Genomic DNA, 17330 nt, shown 5'->3' with positions numbered 1-17330 from the left:
TCATATGAGAAAGATCAATAAGAAAAGTATTTTAGTTTTAACTGACTTTTCCGGGTACGCCAAAAATGCGGCAGAATCTGCAATGAGTCTGGCTGACAAAATGAAAATGGATATTATATTGTGTAATATTTATCCTGTGCCTGCAGTACGATCTTCAGCGGAAATCCTTTTTCCAACTGGATATGAGGATATTGCAAAACAGCAAAGTATTGATAGCCTTAAAATTGAAAAAATAAGACTTCAGTCCATTTTAAAAAGGGACACTGATATCTCCAGAATACCAGGTTTAACAATTATAGATGAAGACCACACTTTCTCCACCATAGCAAACTTAATCAAAAAGGAGAAAAATATAACGATGGTAACTATAGGCACCCGTCATCATCAAGGTAACGAATTCCTATTTGGTGGAGGTATCAATACTATTGTCAATAAAAGTAATTGTCCTGTGCTGTTGATCTCTGAAAAAGTGCTAACTGATGCTATAAAAACTATAATCTTTGCAACAGACCTTGCAATTGAAGATATAAAACAATTAAAACTTCTAACAGAAAAGGCTGATTTGTTTAAATCTCATATTCACGTCTGTCATATCTCGCCTCCAACTCCGATTGTAATTGATTTTAATGAAGAATATCATCTATCTGAATTCATTCAGGAAATGGGTAAACTGACCTTCAAAAAAATATCTTTTAAAAATATACAAGGAAAGAATATTATTCAGGATCTCATAGAATTTGAAGAAGAAACACATGCTGATCTTCTTGTGCTAATCCATAAAAAACATTCTTTTTTGTGGAAACTATTTCATGAAAGCAAGATTAAAAGATTAGTTACAAATCAGAAATCACCGTTATTAATTTTACCCGGTTAAAATTTGTTTTTCCATTTCACCACTTCATACCATATTACAGATAAGAACCCAACCACCACACTCATTAATAACTGCACCTCACTGCGATAACTAATCTCAGGGTCAGGAAGATTTTTCATACCAGGTAATGCTGGCTCGGGTTCCAATAGTTTACTTTCCACAACCAATTTTCTGGCTAAAACCCTTAATTCATCTTTTTGCTGTTTTTTCAGCGTATTGTAATTATCAGATGGCTAGAATACATTACCCTTTTCAGGCAAATATAGCGCATTACACAACCTGAGTCTGGTTTTCAGCTTCTTTGCTAAGTTAAAAGCGTAAGTAGACGCGTTATGAGCGGCATCTGAAAAATCCGTTGGTACTAAAATTGTTTTCATAACATCATCTTACTACTTTTTAATTACCTTCCTTGGTGAAGGAACCTGGTAAATTTTCTCAGGATAAATTTCCCATTCCTGATCCAGCTCTTCTTTGAGACTTCTCAAGTCTGTCTCTTCAAGATCTATCAATACCATAACCGGAAACAGGCTGCCATCAACTAAATTAGCTCCATGGATATCCAATGTGACAGTTGCCTTTTTCAGATCGGGTTTTTTACCCTTTTTACATTTTAGGATAAATCTCATCACTTCACAATTGTTAAAATCGGATTGACACTATATAAGGCTTTTTCCATAGACTTATCCAGGTTATACAAATCTGGATAAGTCACTATTACCCCATTCTTTACCTCACTGGTAATATAAATTACTTTGATCGGCATTGTCTTTTTCAGACTGAAAGTCCTGATTTCACCATTCTTAATCGCTTTATACATTAAGGCCATTTTAGAAATGTCTTTTTCCTTCTTTAATAATAACGCAGCAAGCTTTCCAGCATTTTCAACCCATATATTTCCATTGCTAAAAGCACGGTCATTTTTCTCAAATAGTTTTTTTCCGGCAGTACCATATAGCCCGATATCAAAAGTATTGGGGAAACAAAAATCAATAGATGCTGATGCAGCAGTGTAATTACTTTTTTGTCGTGTTGTAGTCATCAGATAACCAATAGTACTCTGCAATATTGGAGTAGGATGTGCCGGGCGGCCAACCACTACTTTGAAGTTATAAACCGTATCACTTTCATGAACAGATAACATAGAAGAAGGTATATTGACCTCAATAAATCTATCTTCATTCATATTGATCCAGCGTAAACGCTCCATATTGATGGCAACCTTTTTGATCTGTCCTTCGGGAACTTCATAACAATCACCAACATATTGTCCGGTCATTAAACGCATCTGTTCCTGAAGAGCGCGATAACGGCGTGACCTGGGCTGAGCATCCACAACGGCACTCATAAATTCTTTACTTTGAAATGCATTAAAAAGAGCTTGATCAGCCCTAAAGTCTACCTTTTCTCTATCAATCTTTCTTGCGGGATAATCCGGATTAAGTTTCCCATAATGTAACTGATTCATAAAAGTGATCATGGCATCAGTTAATAACACATCGAACTTTGCCTTCTCTGTATAACTTATGGTATCATAATGATCAATCAACTTATGCAACTTGTCAAACAATAATTTTTCCGGATGAAAATCTGCATGATTTAATCCAAATTGCAAAACACAGTCCAACATCAGCATAGCTTCCCAGGTATGATTTTTTACTGTGTCTGGTAATACCCATAAAAGTTTATAATCAGTCTTTGTATAAAACCTTTTTACAGTTTCGGGATAATACAGGTCATTCTTATTATTTCTAAGTTGTTCATGTATTGCTTTTGCTATGGCAACAGTGTCATTGACATGCTTCAGTCTGTTATTTTCCAATTTTGGGCTTCCAATTAAGAATATAGAGGAAAAAACCAGCAGAGTTAATAATGTTGTAATTTTCATAATACCTGATGCTAAGAAGCCAAAGAAGATTCTACACCTAAAGTTGAGTTAAAAAAAACAATGACAACATGATATCTATTAGATGAAATAATGATATGGATCAGTTATAGAATCTTTGCTGCATAAAGGCGTTTAGCCAGGCATAGTCTAATACGTGATTACTGTTCTGATCATTAAACTTTTAAGTCAACCTTACCTTCGGGAATTGTACAATTTTTATAAGTTCAAAGGATATCCCTATCTCTTTCAAAATCTGGTTCCTGAATGCCAGCTTGTAATGCTGCAGATATCTTACCAAATTCGAAATATTTACTGATTAATTTTAAATGCCAGAATTGTTGAATGGATGGCTCAGGCTTTTCCATGACGGGTTAATTTACTATTAACCTGTCTTCGGTCAGAATTTGATCCAGCAGCACAAAAATGCTCTTTTTTATTTCCCGGTATTCATTTACCAGATCCCTTATCAGATATTCTAAATGCGCCTGTTTACCTGCAATAGTTTCTTTATTTTCAATGAGCAGATCTTCAGCTAAAAGCTCCAGGTCTTTAAGCTGATTATCCAGCAATTCTTTGACCTGATGCTTTTCATTAACTACCTCAGCCAATTTATCTATCAAATGAATAACCACGATACTTCTTTTTGTATTGGTGAGATGTGAAAATTTTTCTTTAAGTAATTTATTCAGAAAATCAATTTCATCCTTGTAAAATTCAAGGTCAGCATTCCATCGTTTGGCATTAATATAATATTCAAGCGAACGCGCGGATAACTTAATTAATGTTTCCATGTATTTTTGAATTAGTGATTTAATTTTTCTTATCTGGTGGAAATACCAAAAGAGGGATTTCTATATGCCTTGAAAGCCTTTGGGTATGACTTCCATTAAATACTCTTTTTAAAATATCGTGGTGGTGGTGAACAACAGCTACCAGGTCTACATCCTGCTGATCAATAATCCATTCTAATCCATGATCAACATCTATATTCCACACCTTTTCAAATTTAATTTCAGGATGATTTACCTTCGCAACAACTTCTTTCATAAAATCATCAATCTTATGCTGTTGCTTGCTCTTTCTATCAATTTCTTTATTGGTAATATGGGTAATTGTGATTTCAGCATCCAGTAGATTAGCCAGATTAATTAATGATTGCAGAGGCTCCAATTCGTGTCTGTCCAGATTTGTCGCAAATACAATTTTGCGAATCTTCTTAAAACCAGCAGTATAAGGAATAAATAAAACAGGAAAATCTGCTTTTTCAATCATTTCTCTACTATTACTTCCCAATAAGAATTGAACCACCCCACTTGCCCCAGCCATCCCCATGACCACCAGGTCTATTTCCCGCTCTTTCACAAGCTTACCGACTACCTCATGAACAGTCCCCTTATTACTTTCACATGCTATCCTTGGGCAAACATTTTCTTCTTCATCCAAACCGGAAGTATTACAAAGCTTTTCAACCAGTGTATCAAGCTCAGTTGTAGCTTCTTCCTTCAGCGTTGAGTAATCCATTAAAGGCCAGGCCACTTGTGCAGCTATTGGTGTTTCGGAGGGCACCTTTATTGCATTACACAATAAAATATCTGCATTTAAGGATTTTGCCAGCTTTACAGCATACTGAGCTGCATTTTCGGCTGGTATAGAAAAATCAGTTGGGACTAAGATCTTTTTCATAAAATATATTTTAATAAAGGATATAACCTCCATAAACCTCTTAACAAATTTTAGAAAAAAATTCAGGCTAAAATATGATCAAAATCACATAAACAAATGATAACCAATAAGATAATATGTATTAACCCATAATATTTATCATTCTTGCTGATCTTTATAAATCTGACCCTTAATTAAAAACAGCCCATAGGCTCCTCATTAAACATTTACCTGCAATCATTTGGTGTAGCAGAAACGGTTACTGGTCCTAAACATTTATTAGCCATATACAAGGACGAAAGTACGGATGAACTTATCCAAGAAGCAAAGCGAATAGAGAAACTTATGGCAACCAATAATTATGTTTCAAAATAAACAACTATTAAAACATTCAATTTAGAGGGTTCACTGGCAGAAAATATTCAGTCCGTTGTAAAAGAAAAAAAAATCTATATGATTGTTATGGGTGGACACAATAAGAAGGTTGAAGATTTTATTTTTGGAAGTGATATTTTTGATGTTATCCATAAGGCACGCTGTCCAATTCTGATTCTTCCTGAGCCTGCTTAATTGATACCTGGAAAATTGTAACTGCTATTCCTATAGTTATTAAACAAAACATTTATGAATTCCATAAGAGTTATCTTCAGGAAGACTGACTTCCGGCTATTAGAATTTTCTTTGAACAATTAAGTAGTGATATTACGACGACCACAGCTTTTGCTTAAATAATCCTTTTCACTCCCGGAATCAGTAAAACAAATGCTCCGAGCATAAAGCTGCCCAATACGGCTAAAGGAGCTACCAGCATAAGCTTGATCGCAGGATCAACGGCCCAGTTTCTTACCGCAAGAGTTAGCGCAACAATCACCAGCGGGTGAAAAATATAAACCGCAAACAAGCAGCGGGATAACTTGCCACGCAGCGGTGATGAAGTATTCCATGACCGCTTTGCCCTGCTCAGCAGCGCAGTCAGGATAGAAAGTCCAATCCATTGTTCCCATACAGCGTAAAATAAAGACTGCCAGTGAAACCCGCCAGAGTACCAGGCAACCGGTATATTCATTTTGACCCTGATCATGAAAAATACCGGAAAAAACAATAAGCATAACCATGCAGACCATACAAGACGTTTTCCTGTGCTTTCGGACAAGCCATCAAACCATTGGTTCCGATAGGCCAGCAATCCAACCATAAACAATGCAATATATTGTGGAAAATGCCCTAATTGAAATCCCAATGGCTTAAGCACCCACCCACCCGGAAAAAATATTCTGGTCAAAAAACTTATTATCCCTAATAAAACAGCAAAAAGCAGAATAGCCACAGCCCCCGGTACAGGCACCGGCTTTTTGAAGGTAATATTAACCAGGCTTCTTCCTGTCAGGTAGATTAAGGTAAAAACCAATAAAGCAGCCACAAACCACAGTACTCCAAAATCTATCCAGGTATTATATCCGGATAAATATTGCAGGTAAGTGATACGATGTCCTTTCGCGAAATAATAAACCAGATAACTGATAAAAGGTGATAATACAAAAGAATAGAACAGTAACGGAATACCAAGCCTTAGCAAACGGTCAGTCATAAACTGACTAGCTCCTTTTTTATCGTAAGAAGGGCCTGTAAAGTAGGCTGACAGCAAAAAGAAAAAGCCCATAAAGAAAGATTGATTTATACTTACAAACATCGTCATAGGAACCATTGCGCCAATATGAGTCGTTTTCTCTGTATAATACCAACCACCAGAAAACCCGTAAGCAATAAATGTGTGGTGAAGCACCACGAGCAGCGTTAACAATACTTTAATATTGCCGATGTAAAATACCTTGTTTGAGTGGTTGAGTGGTTTTGTTAAGGACATGATTGATTTTTGTTTAGGATTGATAGCTTCACTGATACTGATGGCAAACCTACCACAACAAAAAACACCCTCCTAAGTACTTGTTACCAATAACTAGCCTTTGTGACGAACAACAAGCTTAGGTACTATACTGCTGCTGAAGCTGTTCATAAAGTCCGTTAAAATTGCTTAACTGTGCCCTTGAAACAGGCACCTTTGCTTCGGTAAACCTGAAAGCAAGTACATAACCCTGAGAGTTACCTGACACTTTTTCAATCTGGAGCATGTTTACCAGGTAAGCTCTGTGGCAGCGAAAGAAGTGAGGATGACTGGAAATTTGTGCATCAAACTGTGTCAGGGAAATTCTTTTAAGTTCGGTACTGAGCCGAGCATCTTTATAACTTGTCAGCTCAATATAATTGCCTTCTGCTTTAGCAAAAAGCAGTTCGCCTAAATACAAACTAAAATCATCCTGTTTAACTTGTGTTTTAATAAAGACCGGAGATAACACAGCTGATTCCCCCGGTTCAATATGCAGTGGAATAAATTGAAGTACAAACGGATCGCCTTTTTTGGATTGAAAATAGAAATTACCTATTCGCAAAACAAAATAAAAAAGGCTGCCTGCCACTAAGCTGTTTCTTATTTCTTCCCACAAATAATACCAGGACCAATTATCAATATGCTGATAAATTAAGTCACGCATTAAAAAGCCCGCAATACCCGTTAAGAGCAGGACAATTCCGATCTGAACATACTCCTGAAGTAAAGTCCAGCTATTCATTTGCGATCTTTCTCTTAAATAGTTAAGGATTCCAAAATAAGCATAAATAATTATTGCCGGAGATAATGCATGAAACACACAGATCAGAAAATAGTCTATCTTTTGTTCCGGCGCAGACACGCCAAAGGGCTTAAACAATAAAAGAAATAACAGAATAATACTAAATATAACAGCCGAAGTTTTAAGCAAATTGCCAGGAAGATAACGATCCGGATATTCAATATCCTTCAATAAATGTTCCCTGTTAATGTAAATTTCCATAGTTCTCTGCCCTTACATCAAAAATATATTTTTTCACCTTCATTTTTGACGACTCCTGAAGATAGTTTTATAAAAGGTAGAATATACTGTAAATCATTCCCAGATTAAATGCGCCGTGACAGATTACAGGCCCCAATAGAGAATCTGTTTTCTTCTTGCAGTAATAAAATAATAAACTCAACAGGAACATAGACAATACCCACAGGATAGTTGGAACCACATATAATTTAAAGTGATTATTTAGGAAAACAAGTCCAAAATGAGAAATATGAGTAATAGAAAAGGCAAGACCATCAATAAGCAAAGCCCGTTTTTCTCCCAGAGATTTTGCAAAACTTGAATGAACAATTCCCCGAAAGAACAATTCTTCACCAATAGGGCTAAAAGTCATACCTGTAACAGCCATAATAATAAACAGAATGCTTTTTTGCGTTCCGCATATTTCTTTTGGGATTTTATACGATTTTGCGATATAAGCAAACCAGTTTTCATAAGATATACCATAGAGAATATGTCCTAGATAATAAAGTAAAAGGCTGGCTGCTGCACCAAAAATGAGAGACTTTAAAATCCACTTATATTTTCGGGTTCCTATAATCCCTATTTTCCTTCGGCCGCTTTTACTTAAAAAGATAAATGGTGCAATTGCAGATACGATCATTACTGCGCCAATCAAACTATAGTTGCCACTTGCGTTTGCATCAAGAACAAGCAGGAACCTGGGAATACAAATAATAAGGATTAAAAAAGAACCAAACTTCCAATCGAAATTAAAAATTTTAGCCCAGAAGGGTCTTAGTTCAGTATTGTTCTCAATAATTCTCATGATTTTTTTTCTTACCCCAAGTCTTGATAAGGCTATAATTATTAGAGTAATCACCAGAACAAAAGTTACTAAATGAGCCGGCTATTTTTCCTCAATACCTTAAAAGATTTAATTTATCCAGTTTCTCCTTTAGCAGCTGCGGAGGAAATGGCTTAAGGACACAATCATCAATGTATTTATAACCAGGATGACTTTCAATTGCTCCACCTATAGAAGCTGTTACGGCTATAATATGAATCAATGATTTTTTCTCGTCCGGTAATTGTCTGATTTTCTTTGCAGCCTCAAATCCATCCATAACCGGCATATTTATATCCATTAAGATCACATCGTAATCTGTTAGCAAAACGGCTTCTAAAGCTTCCTTTCCATTCCCAACTATTTTTGGGAAGATATTCCATTTATTCAACATTTTATTGATAACCAGAATATTTACAGCATTATCTTCAGCAACCAAAACTCTTAGTGCAGTCAAATCTGAAAGATGCTCCCCCTGGCTCTCAGCAGGAACTGAACTCGTGTCATTCCATACTTCAAAACTCAATTCAAAACTCAAAGTTGTGCCTTTCCCTTCAGTGCTGAGTAATTCTAAATTACTGTCATGAAGATGCAGCAATTTATTAGCTATCGTCAATCCTAAACCTGTACCGTAATGCTGCCGGTCTGTTGAACTATTTTTCTGTAAATATGGATTAAAAATATCCTTTTGCTGTATGGAAGAAATGCCTATACCTGTATCTTGAATTGTAAATAAAACCTTCAGCTGTTTTGTGGTCAGTAACCTGACTTCAGCCTTCAGTAAAACAGATCCATTTGGCGTAAATTTAATGGCATTGTCAACCAGATTAAAAAAGATTTGAGAAAGGCGGTTATGATCTTCAACGATTTCAAGATTGTTTATAGAAGTATCGCTGACAATATCGAAAACGATTTCTTTTGCCTCCGCTTGCGGTCTGAAAGCAGCTTCTATATTTTTAAGTAAAGCATCAAAACGGAAAGGTTGTTTATTGAGAATGATTTTCCCAGAATCAAGTTTGTCAAAATCTAAAATTTCATTAATAATAAACATGAGGTTATTCGCTGAAAACAACAAAACCTCAAGGTTCTCTTTCTTGCTGTTTTTCACTTCATCCATCAAAAGTATATTAGCCATACCAACAACAGCATTTAGTGGTGTCCGCAGCTCATGAGACATTTTAGAAAGGAAGTTAGTCTTGGCAGATGCAATCTCTTCCGCATCTTTTAATAATTTTTTCAAATTAGCCTTCAATTTCTGCTCCCTCCGATTAGTTTTTTTGAACGCATTGAAAAAATAATAATGCGTAAACAGCAGTACCAGAAAGTTATAGACCAGCAGGAAATTAAAAATATTAACGTTTAACTTCTGATCATCATAGCTAACATTAAAACCTGTGTATGCCGAAAACAATAAAAGGAAGATAATCGGAAGAAGATTTGCAAGGGAATAAACCAATCCCCATCTCGAACCCAATATATAATAACCACAAGATATAATGATTAAAGTATATTGTAAAACAACCAAATTCAAACCCTGATCAAAAAAAATAATGGTTGACCATATCAAAAAGCTGATACTGAGCAAAAAGAAATGCGCAACCGCTTTCCAGTATCCAAAAATAAACAAGAAGGCAAACCCTGCTACTAAAACTCCCAGAAATAGAACAGTACGCAAGATAAATTGCTCAGGAACTTCATGAAACAGAAAAAGCAGCAAACATAAGCGCTGAAAAATAAAAGTAAGCAGTAATATAGTTAAAAGCCTGATCCTTGCTTTATTTAGTATTTTAGGTTCTGTAGCTAAAAGCGCACGATAATTACGAATCACCCGTTTAATCATAAAGAAAAATGTTAATATTTTTTCACCTAATTACCACTGGTTATTAAACAAAAAACCATTTGATGTGCAGAATAACATTTATTCTCATTTTATTATATTCCTAACTTACGATTTTTTACAATAAAATGGTTTTAATAATCTTTAGCTTCCGGACCTTTTGAAAGCACCGCTTTCTTTAATTAATTTTCAGTATTTGTGTGTATACCTAAGAAAGAAAATTTTTAAGCCATCTTCCTTCCGGATGAAATTTTCAGTGCAATAATCTTCCTCAGCTTTAAATTTCTGAAATCGCCGGGGTTATGCTGAATTCTCTATAAGTATATTTATATATTTGGTTTATGGAGGGGGAAGAACGCGCCGCACTCAGTATTATTGAATTCGAAGTACTTTTTCGTAAGAATCATAAATTCTTGTGTATGGTGGCTATGGACTACGTTCATGATCCTTATATTGCTGAAGATGTAGTGCAGGATTTTTTCATCAGCTACTGGCAGAGACGGGATCTTGTACAGCTCAACACCAGCTTTGAGGCCTATGCCCGCAGGGCCGTAAAATATAAAAGTATCGACTATATCCGAAAAACCGCCACTACTGAAAAGCTCAATACGAGGCTGACAATAATCGAAGAACAAGCAGTGCTGTACCAAGAACAGGAAGACCAGGAACTTCAGCACCAGCGCTATATAAAAATCATGGAGATGATTCAGTCACTGCCACAGGAGCGCAGAAATATTTTTATACTCCATGCGATGGAAAAACTCAGCTATACTCAGATTGCTGAAAAACAAAGTATTTCCATCAACACTGTAAAAACCCAATTGCGGAGAGCTTATACCGCATTAAGAAGCAAAACTCTTGGTCTGCTAATGGGAATATTCTAGATTTTCAATATTTAAACCACTCATAATCATACACTTGTTTATTAGTGATGTCTTTTTTTCAGTTTAGTGTCACCCATTTCCCACTTTCTTACGACAATTAGTTGATATGGATAATAAACTCACCCCATTTAATCCTGATTGGGATAAAATTCTGGAAAAACTGGAGAAAAATCAGGATGCTGGTCTGGAGCTTAGTGCTGAAGAAAAAAATCTGCTTAAAGAGCTTCAGGGGATCAGTGCGGATGCTGCAGAAGCTTTACAAATATACCAGGCATTCAATACCGATAGCAAGTGGGCTGAATTCAGGGAACAGGTAGAACCTGAAGCCCCTTCTAAAAATCCTGTCCATGAAATCACTCGTCAGCCCATCAGTTTATGGCTGAAGGTTTCAGCAGTTGCAGCAGCAATATTTGTGATGACTGCCATTGGACTGGTATTTCAGAAAGGCAGTCAGCAGCAATCGGTTAATATTTTTCGCAATGACATTCCAGCGGGTAAAAACTCAGCAACACTAACCCTTGACAACGGTAAGAAAGTTCTGCTTTCGGAAGCCGGCAGCGGACAATTTGCAGCTGAAGCAGGAGTCGTTATCAGCAAGTCAGCAGACGGCCAGTTGATCTATAGTGAAAATGGTCAGCATATTGATGCTTCAAGTAAAATGCACATGCTATCTACGGTAAATGGGGAGAGCTACAGGTTACAACTGCCCGACCACAGTGAAGTCTGGCTGAATGCCGCTTCTTCGATCAGGTTCCCGGCATCTTTTGCCGGTCTGAAGAACCGTAGTGTAGAACTGAAAGGAGAAGCTTACTTTGAAATTGCAAAAGACAAGAAACATCCTTTTATTGTGAAAACAGATCAGCAGGAAGTACAGGTCCTGGGAACGCATTTCAATATCAACAGTTATCAGGATAAACAGCAGACCAGTACTACCCTATTGGAAGGAAGTCTGCGGATTACCAACAAGCATAAAAAAGAACAGCTGATCAAGCCAGGGGAAACTTCGCTCGTGAACAAGGGTACAGAAATCTTGATTTCTCCTGCTGACCTTAAATCGGCAATGGCCTGGAAAAACGGGTACTTCCGGTTTAACGGAGAGCAGATTGATGAAGTTATGCTGAAACTCAGCCGATGGTATGATATGGACATTGCCTATCAGGGAACTCTATCCAAAGAAAAATTCAGCGGGAAAATCTCCCGGTATAAGAATATCAGCGAGGTGTTAAATATGCTCAGCTATTCCAATGCAGTGAGATTTAAAGTGGAAGGAAGGAGGGTGACCGTAATGCAATAAAAACTACCTGAAATTTAACTGCCAGAAGAACCAATAAATACCAGCCCGACGCCAATCGAACTGGTATATAAAACAAGCTGGCTATCAACAAAATTGTCAACTAACCGCTTAAGGCCACGATCTCAAAATACAAAGCCAAAAGCCAGAACCAACCTAAACAAATGTACAAAAATTGCACCCATCTGCTGTGCCTTCCGCACGCGCAGTCTAAACTATGGAGAATCATGAAGCTAACCACTTTTCTCTTATTTGCATTGATCATGCAAGTCAGTGCAGGAACCTATGCACAGAAGATCACGTTATCCGCAAAAAATGCAGAACTGTTCAGGATTTTTGATCGGATCAGCGACCAGAGCGGATATGATTTTATAGTCACCTACTCGTTGCTGAAAGATGCACACAAAGTAAATATCAATGTGAAGGATGCAGAGCTGAAAGATGTTCTGGATGAAATTTTCAAAAATCAGCCGCTTGAATTCAGCATCGGCAACAAGACCGTACTGATCAAAAAAAAGAAACTTAGTTTCGTTGATAAACTGATCAGCCGGTATCAGGAGATTGAGGTGAAAGGGAAAGTTCTTGATGAGCATAACCTTCCTCTTCCGGGAGCAACAGTAAAGATTAAAGGGACAAAGAAACATACACTTACGAATTCAAATGGTGAATTTAATCTAAGTAATGTTGATGATCAGGCTGTTGTGGTCATATCTTTTCTAGGCTATCAAAGTAAGGAAATTCCTGCTCAGGAAAATATGGGGATCATTAAGCTGACCGAACAAACCGGCCAGCTGGAAGAAGTTACCGTCTCTACCGGATATCAGACGCTCCCAAAAGAGCGTGTTACCGGGGCATTCTCCACCATCCCGGTAAAAAAACTCGAACAGCAGCGCCTGAGCAGTCTGAATTCATTATTGGAAGGCAGGGTTGCAGGATATAACAATGGCCTGATCAGAGGAACGACCTCGATGAGAGGCGTGACCAATCCTTTATATGTAATTGACGGCTTTCCGGTAGAAAATACAAAATACAATACCAGTGGTACGATTACAGAGAACCTGCCAGGATTAAATCTGGAAGACATTGAAAGTATTACAGTATTAAAAGATGCTGCAGCGGCTTCTATTTATGGGGCAAGAGCAGCAAATGGAGTTGTTGTTATTGTCACAAAAAAACCTAAAAAAGGCAAAGTTCAAATCTCTGCTTCCAGTACACTGACAATTTCCTCACCTGCAGTATATACCGGTAACCTGACCAGTTCGGCTGATATTATCGATATTGAAAAAGAGTGGGAAATCAGAAATCCAGAATTAAAGGCTGTAAATTCTGCTGCTTATGCAGCCAATTTATTAACCAATGCAGGTTATCAGAGCCAGGGAATTAAAGCAATCCTGGCAAAATATGCAGGAACATTAACTCAGGCGCAGCTGGATGCGAAGTTAAATCAGCTGGCATCCGGTGGCTATCAATACTATGACGATGTCAAAAAGTATAGCAAGCGTAACCCACTTTATCAGCAATATAATGTGAGTGCTGGCACGGCCTCTGAAAGCAATTCTTTTTATTCTTCACTTACCTATCGCAACGATAAGTCTGAAAATAAATATACAAAAGACGAAACCCTCGGCTTAAACATAAACAATACAACAAAAATCAATAAATGGCTGACACTGGAACTCAGCAATTACTTGTCTTATAATAATGCGGCACAGCAAAGTTATAACACTTCATCTCCGGGTTATACCTATTTGCCATATGACAGGCTGACCAATGAAGATAGAACTAACTTTACCTCCACTGCTGCTTCGCGCCTGAGTGCAAATACGATGTCGCTGATCAGTACCAATGGCCTTTACAACATGGACATTACGCCGCTGGATGAGCAGGGCCGTAATCTCGGCAGGTTAAAAAGTTTTAGTAACAGGTCATTCATTAAATTAAATGCAAATATTACAAAATGGCTGTCTTACCGTTCTACTTTTCAATATGAGTTTGGTTCAGACCGCTTCAACAGGCTGTATGAAAAAGACTCTTATTATGTGAGAGATATGATCAATGGTTATGCCGGAAAGGTTGGCCAGGGCCCGGTAACTTTTAACATGCCTTATGGAAACATCAATTACGATCAGAATAACTTTACTTCCGCCTCTAATTTCCGTCAGCAACTGAATATCGACAAAACATTTGGAGATAAACATAACCTGACTGCCATTGTGGGTACTGAAATAAAAAACACAAAGCTGGAATTTAAAGATCAGTATCTGTATAACTACGATCCGAATGTTTTGACATTTGATCTGATTGATGCCAAAGCGCTGGCCGCAGTACAAGGTGCAATTCTGGGTGGTAAATATTTTTCGAATAGTGATATTGCCACTCAGCGTGAAAATGTAAACAGATTCGTGTCTGTCTACGCGAATGCAGCTTATGCCTATGACAGTAAATATCTGGTAACTGGTAGTTTGCGCTGGGACCGTTCCAACTTATGGGGTACCAATTCTAAATATCAGAATAAACCTCTGTGGTCTGTTGGTGGCGGATGGAATATTTATAAAGAATCTTTCTTCAATGCCGGATGGGTAGATCTGCTAAAACTAAGGGTGTCGCATGGTATCGGTGGAAATATCGCAAAGGATGCAGCGCCATACCTGACGGCTTATTACAATAGCAACAATAATGTAGGTGGTCAGTCGGGTACGGTAAGTTCCCGGCCAAATCCTTTATTGTCATGGGAAAAAACAACAACCAACAACATCGGTACTGATTTTGCCTTGTTCAAAAACCGCATCAGCGGATCTGTTGACTACTACCATAAACAAGGTAAAGACCTGCTCGCAAGCACCATGGGTGTACCAACAGAAGGATTTGGCTATTCTACTTATGCGATCAACAATGGAGAAATGACAAACAAAGGAATTGAGATCTCTATCTCTGCCGATGTTATCCGCAGCAAAGAGCTGACCTGGAATACCAGTATTTTATATGCGCATAACAAAAATAAGGTGACTTATGTTAACATCGAAGCACCAGTATATTATTTGCAACTGGATCAGCCACAGGCATATCCGCGGATTGGAAATCCTTACAATGCGCTTTATAGTTACCGTTGGGCAGGATTAAGCGCAGATGGCCTGCCGCAGGTTTACAATGAGAAAGGGGAAAAAGTATTGAGTTCACCAGCCACTTTAGAATCTATTGTTTACAGTGGCTCTACAGTTCCTGTTTATAGTGGTTCATGGAATAACCTGCTGGAATATAAAAACTTCTCTTTTTCATTTTTGCTGACGTTTGAAGGTGGACATAAAATGAGAAATACATTTTTACCAGCGCTGGGAAGTTCCTATAATAGCGCCCTTGGGGGTTATGTAACTGAAATTACTGCGGTAAATAAAGAAATTACCAACAGATGGAAAAATCCTGGTGATGAGAACAGAACTGATATTCCCAGATTGGTATTTGCAGAAGATCCGGCCTATAACAGCCAGAGCGCTGATATCTATCAGAAATCAGATATCAATGTGATTGATGCGTCAAACATCCGTCTTAGAAACATCTCCATTGCCTACCGCTTACCGAAAGCGTTTATCAAAAAGGCAAACCTGGAGAATTTAAGGTTCCAGTTCAATGTGGAGAATGCATTCACGATAGCGAAAAGCAAAGACGCTAAATATTTACTGAATGGATATCTCCCGGCAAATTATGTATGGGGTGTTTATGTTAATTTTTAAAGCAAGAAGAGATGAAAAAAATATTATCAAATACACTGAAAATCTCAGCACTGATACTATTAGTTAGTTTGAGCAGTTGCAAGAAATTTCTGGATGTTGTTCCAAAAGGAGTAAAAGTTCCAACCACGCTGGCCGATTATGAAGCAATGATTCGTGATGAATATGGAAACCAGCGTACAACTATAACGCAGGCGGTACTCTTAATGAATGATAAGTTTGAAACTACAGCAAACCTGAATTATTATCCATTATACTCGGCAAATTATTTCTGGAATGAGAATGCGGACAGGATCGCACTGAATAATGGTGACGAGACAACCTATTACAATGCCTATACCGCGATATCAACAAGTAACCTCCTGATTGAGCATGTTCCTGCTGCAACAGAAAGTTCAGAAGCCGATAAAGCGCAGCTGATTGCCCAGGCAAAAGTTTTAAGAGCACTCAATTATTATGTACTGACCAACTATTATGCTGATACCTATGAGGAGGCTAATGCTGCCAGTAAATTAGCAGTGCCGCTGATCTTAAGTGCCGACATCAATGCGCCTCATACGCAGGTCAGCATTAAAGAATTGTATACCTTCATGCTGAAAGATATTGAGGAGGCAATTCCAAATCTCCGCGCCACCAGTGCAACAGTTTTACATCCGAACTTAGGTGCAGCCTATGCGCTCAAAGCTCGTTTATTGCTCACTATGGGCCAGTATGCAGCAGCATTGAGCTCGGCAAATGAGGCATTGAAGTATAACGATAAATTATACGACTGGACGCAGTTTTATACAACTTATAAAACACAGATCGAACAACCGGATGTGTATACCAATGCCCAGTCACCAATGGGCTTTGACTTTGTAGAGAACTATTATTTCCGACATGGCACAAACTATAATGCGGCACGTGAATCTGCATTGAGAACTGATCGCGCAACCAGATTTGAAACTGGTGATGCCAGGTTTGCTTCACGCTGGAAGTTAAGAACTGTCGCTGCTGACACTTATTATACCAGCATCACCACTGGTTTTTATAATTATGGCGGCCTGACCACAACTGAGGTTTATCTGATTAAAGCTGAATGTCAGGCACGTTTGAATGATATTCCAGGAGCGATGGCCACATTGAATGCCGTTCGTGTGAAAAGGATCTTCGCACAAAACTATGTTCCACTTACGGCATCGAATATGATAACGGCAGTGAAGCTGATTCAACGTACCAAAGCCAATGAGCTGATCAACAGCATTACCACTTTCGCTGATGCACGCCGATTAAATAAAGACCCGAACTATGCGACGACCCTGACAAAAACAGAAAATGGACAAAATTACTCCCTGTCCCCATCTTCTCATTTGTGGACAATGCCTTTCCCTCAGGGCGCATTTAAAAATCCGGGCAACGGGACCATTAAACAAAATGTCGACAAATAAATAATCCTGATTT

Annotated in this window: 16 protein-coding genes; 6 read left to right on the top strand and 10 right to left on the bottom strand. The window is 37.9% G+C overall.

The window, feature by feature from the left end; all coding sequences use genetic code 11:
• The first annotated feature begins 4 nt into the window (after positions 1 to 4).
• Positions 5 to 874: a universal stress protein gene (locus AY601_RS02935; protein WP_068396207.1), complete on the top strand. Its 870-nt coding sequence runs from the start codon at positions 5 to 7 to the stop codon at positions 872 to 874.
• 233 nt (positions 875 to 1107) lie between these two features.
• On the opposite strand, the gene AY601_RS26290 is transcribed toward AY601_RS02935, so the two are convergent.
• The 6 genes from AY601_RS26290 to AY601_RS02915 form a co-directional block, all read right to left on the bottom strand.
• Positions 1108 to 1251: a universal stress protein gene (locus AY601_RS26290; protein ID WP_084359047.1), complete on the bottom strand. Its 144-nt coding sequence runs from the start codon at positions 1249 to 1251 to the stop codon at positions 1108 to 1110.
• Positions 1252 to 1263: 12 nt separating this feature from the next.
• Positions 1264 to 1500 carry a hypothetical protein gene (locus tag AY601_RS02930; RefSeq protein WP_068396204.1) on the bottom strand — a complete coding sequence of 79 codons (237 nt, stop codon included), beginning with the start codon at positions 1498 to 1500 and terminating at the stop codon, positions 1264 to 1266.
• Positions 1500 to 2693, bottom strand: coding sequence for a L,D-transpeptidase family protein (locus AY601_RS02925; protein WP_198163599.1), 1194 nt, complete (start codon positions 2691 to 2693; stop codon positions 1500 to 1502). Before AY601_RS02925 ends, AY601_RS02930 begins: the two co-directional genes overlap by 1 nt.
• A 290-nt stretch (positions 2694 to 2983) precedes the next feature.
• Positions 2984 to 3124: a hypothetical protein gene (locus tag AY601_RS25510; RefSeq protein WP_157287663.1), complete on the bottom strand. Its 141-nt coding sequence runs from the start codon at positions 3122 to 3124 to the stop codon at positions 2984 to 2986.
• Positions 3125 to 3130: 6 nt separating this feature from the next.
• Complete coding sequence (locus AY601_RS02920) at positions 3131 to 3550, bottom strand: hypothetical protein (protein WP_068396198.1); 420 nt, start codon at positions 3548 to 3550, stop codon at positions 3131 to 3133.
• Between the two features lie 19 nt (positions 3551 to 3569).
• Positions 3570 to 4442, bottom strand: coding sequence for a universal stress protein (locus AY601_RS02915; protein ID WP_198163598.1), 873 nt, complete (start codon positions 4440 to 4442; stop codon positions 3570 to 3572).
• Positions 4443 to 4802: 360 nt separating this feature from the next.
• On the opposite strand from AY601_RS02915, the gene AY601_RS26285 reads away from it, so the two are divergent.
• A complete protein-coding gene (locus tag AY601_RS26285; RefSeq protein WP_084359045.1) occupies positions 4803 to 4991 on the top strand; it encodes a universal stress protein in 189 nt (62 codons plus the stop codon).
• A 154-nt stretch (positions 4992 to 5145) separates the two neighbouring features.
• Here AY601_RS26285 and AY601_RS02910 read toward each other — a convergent pair whose 3' ends face one another.
• From AY601_RS02910 to AY601_RS02895, 4 genes are all read right to left on the bottom strand, one after another.
• Positions 5146 to 6285 carry an acyltransferase family protein gene (locus AY601_RS02910; RefSeq protein WP_084359043.1) on the bottom strand — a complete coding sequence of 380 codons (1140 nt, stop codon included), beginning with the start codon at positions 6283 to 6285 and terminating at the stop codon, positions 5146 to 5148.
• A 118-nt stretch (positions 6286 to 6403) separates the two neighbouring features.
• Positions 6404 to 7309, bottom strand: a complete 906-nt coding sequence (locus AY601_RS02905) for a LytTR family DNA-binding domain-containing protein (RefSeq protein WP_068396178.1) — start codon at positions 7307 to 7309, stop codon at positions 6404 to 6406.
• Positions 7310 to 7376: 67 nt separating this feature from the next.
• Positions 7377 to 8135 carry a CPBP family intramembrane glutamic endopeptidase gene (locus AY601_RS02900; protein ID WP_068396175.1) on the bottom strand — a complete coding sequence of 253 codons (759 nt, stop codon included), beginning with the start codon at positions 8133 to 8135 and terminating at the stop codon, positions 7377 to 7379.
• 91 nt (positions 8136 to 8226) lie between these two features.
• A complete protein-coding gene (locus AY601_RS02895; RefSeq protein WP_068396172.1) occupies positions 8227 to 9993 on the bottom strand; it encodes an ATP-binding protein in 1767 nt (588 codons plus the stop codon).
• A 338-nt stretch (positions 9994 to 10331) separates the two neighbouring features.
• On the opposite strand from AY601_RS02895, the gene AY601_RS02890 reads away from it, so the two are divergent.
• From AY601_RS02890 to AY601_RS02875, 4 genes are all read left to right on the top strand, one after another.
• Entirely contained in the window at positions 10332 to 10874 is a 543-nt protein-coding gene (locus AY601_RS02890; RefSeq protein WP_068396170.1) for an RNA polymerase sigma-70 factor, read from the top strand.
• A 106-nt stretch (positions 10875 to 10980) separates the two neighbouring features.
• A complete protein-coding gene (locus AY601_RS02885) occupies positions 10981 to 12168 on the top strand; it encodes a FecR family protein (protein WP_068396167.1) in 1188 nt (395 codons plus the stop codon).
• 224 nt (positions 12169 to 12392) lie between these two features.
• A complete protein-coding gene (locus AY601_RS02880; protein ID WP_068396164.1) occupies positions 12393 to 15893 on the top strand; it encodes a SusC/RagA family TonB-linked outer membrane protein in 3501 nt (1166 codons plus the stop codon).
• Between the two features lie 11 nt (positions 15894 to 15904).
• A complete protein-coding gene (locus AY601_RS02875; protein ID WP_068396157.1) occupies positions 15905 to 17317 on the top strand; it encodes a RagB/SusD family nutrient uptake outer membrane protein in 1413 nt (470 codons plus the stop codon).
• Positions 17318 to 17330 lie beyond the last annotated feature (13 nt).

The sequence above is a fragment of the Pedobacter cryoconitis genome, assembly GCF_001590605.1.
Taxonomy (GTDB): Bacteria; Bacteroidota; Bacteroidia; order Sphingobacteriales; family Sphingobacteriaceae; genus Pedobacter; species Pedobacter cryoconitis_A.
The sequence above is the reverse complement of the archived record's forward strand: the minus strand, read 5'-3'. Positions and strand labels throughout refer to the sequence as shown.

What these genes read in the sequence shown, in the direction of transcription:
- AY601_RS02935 (WP_068396207.1), top strand. Translation starts at nt 5, where the DNA reads ATGAGAAAGATCAATAAGAAAAGTATTTTAGTTTTAACTGACTTTTCC.
- AY601_RS26290 (WP_084359047.1), bottom strand. Translation starts at nt 1,251, where the DNA reads ATGAAAACAATTTTAGTACCAACGGATTTTTCAGATGCCGCTCATAAC.
- AY601_RS02930 (WP_068396204.1), bottom strand. Translation starts at nt 1,500, where the DNA reads ATGAGATTTATCCTAAAATGTAAAAAGGGTAAAAAACCCGATCTGAAA.
- AY601_RS25510 (WP_157287663.1), bottom strand. Translation starts at nt 3,124, where the DNA reads ATGGAAAAGCCTGAGCCATCCATTCAACAATTCTGGCATTTAAAATTA.
- AY601_RS02920 (WP_068396198.1), bottom strand. Translation starts at nt 3,550, where the DNA reads ATGGAAACATTAATTAAGTTATCCGCGCGTTCGCTTGAATATTATATT.
- AY601_RS02915 (WP_198163598.1), bottom strand. Translation starts at nt 4,442, where the DNA reads ATGAAAAAGATCTTAGTCCCAACTGATTTTTCTATACCAGCCGAAAAT.
- AY601_RS02910 (WP_084359043.1), bottom strand. Translation starts at nt 6,285, where the DNA reads ATGTCCTTAACAAAACCACTCAACCACTCAAACAAGGTATTTTACATC.
- AY601_RS02905 (WP_068396178.1), bottom strand. Translation starts at nt 7,309, where the DNA reads ATGGAAATTTACATTAACAGGGAACATTTATTGAAGGATATTGAATAT.
- AY601_RS02900 (WP_068396175.1), bottom strand. Translation starts at nt 8,135, where the DNA reads ATGAGAATTATTGAGAACAATACTGAACTAAGACCCTTCTGGGCTAAA.
- AY601_RS02895 (WP_068396172.1), bottom strand. Translation starts at nt 9,993, where the DNA reads ATGATTAAACGGGTGATTCGTAATTATCGTGCGCTTTTAGCTACAGAA.
- AY601_RS02890 (WP_068396170.1), top strand. Translation starts at nt 10,332, where the DNA reads ATGGAGGGGGAAGAACGCGCCGCACTCAGTATTATTGAATTCGAAGTA.
- AY601_RS02885 (WP_068396167.1), top strand. Translation starts at nt 10,981, where the DNA reads ATGGATAATAAACTCACCCCATTTAATCCTGATTGGGATAAAATTCTG.
- AY601_RS02880 (WP_068396164.1), top strand. Translation starts at nt 12,393, where the DNA reads ATGAAGCTAACCACTTTTCTCTTATTTGCATTGATCATGCAAGTCAGT.
- AY601_RS02875 (WP_068396157.1), top strand. Translation starts at nt 15,905, where the DNA reads ATGAAAAAAATATTATCAAATACACTGAAAATCTCAGCACTGATACTA.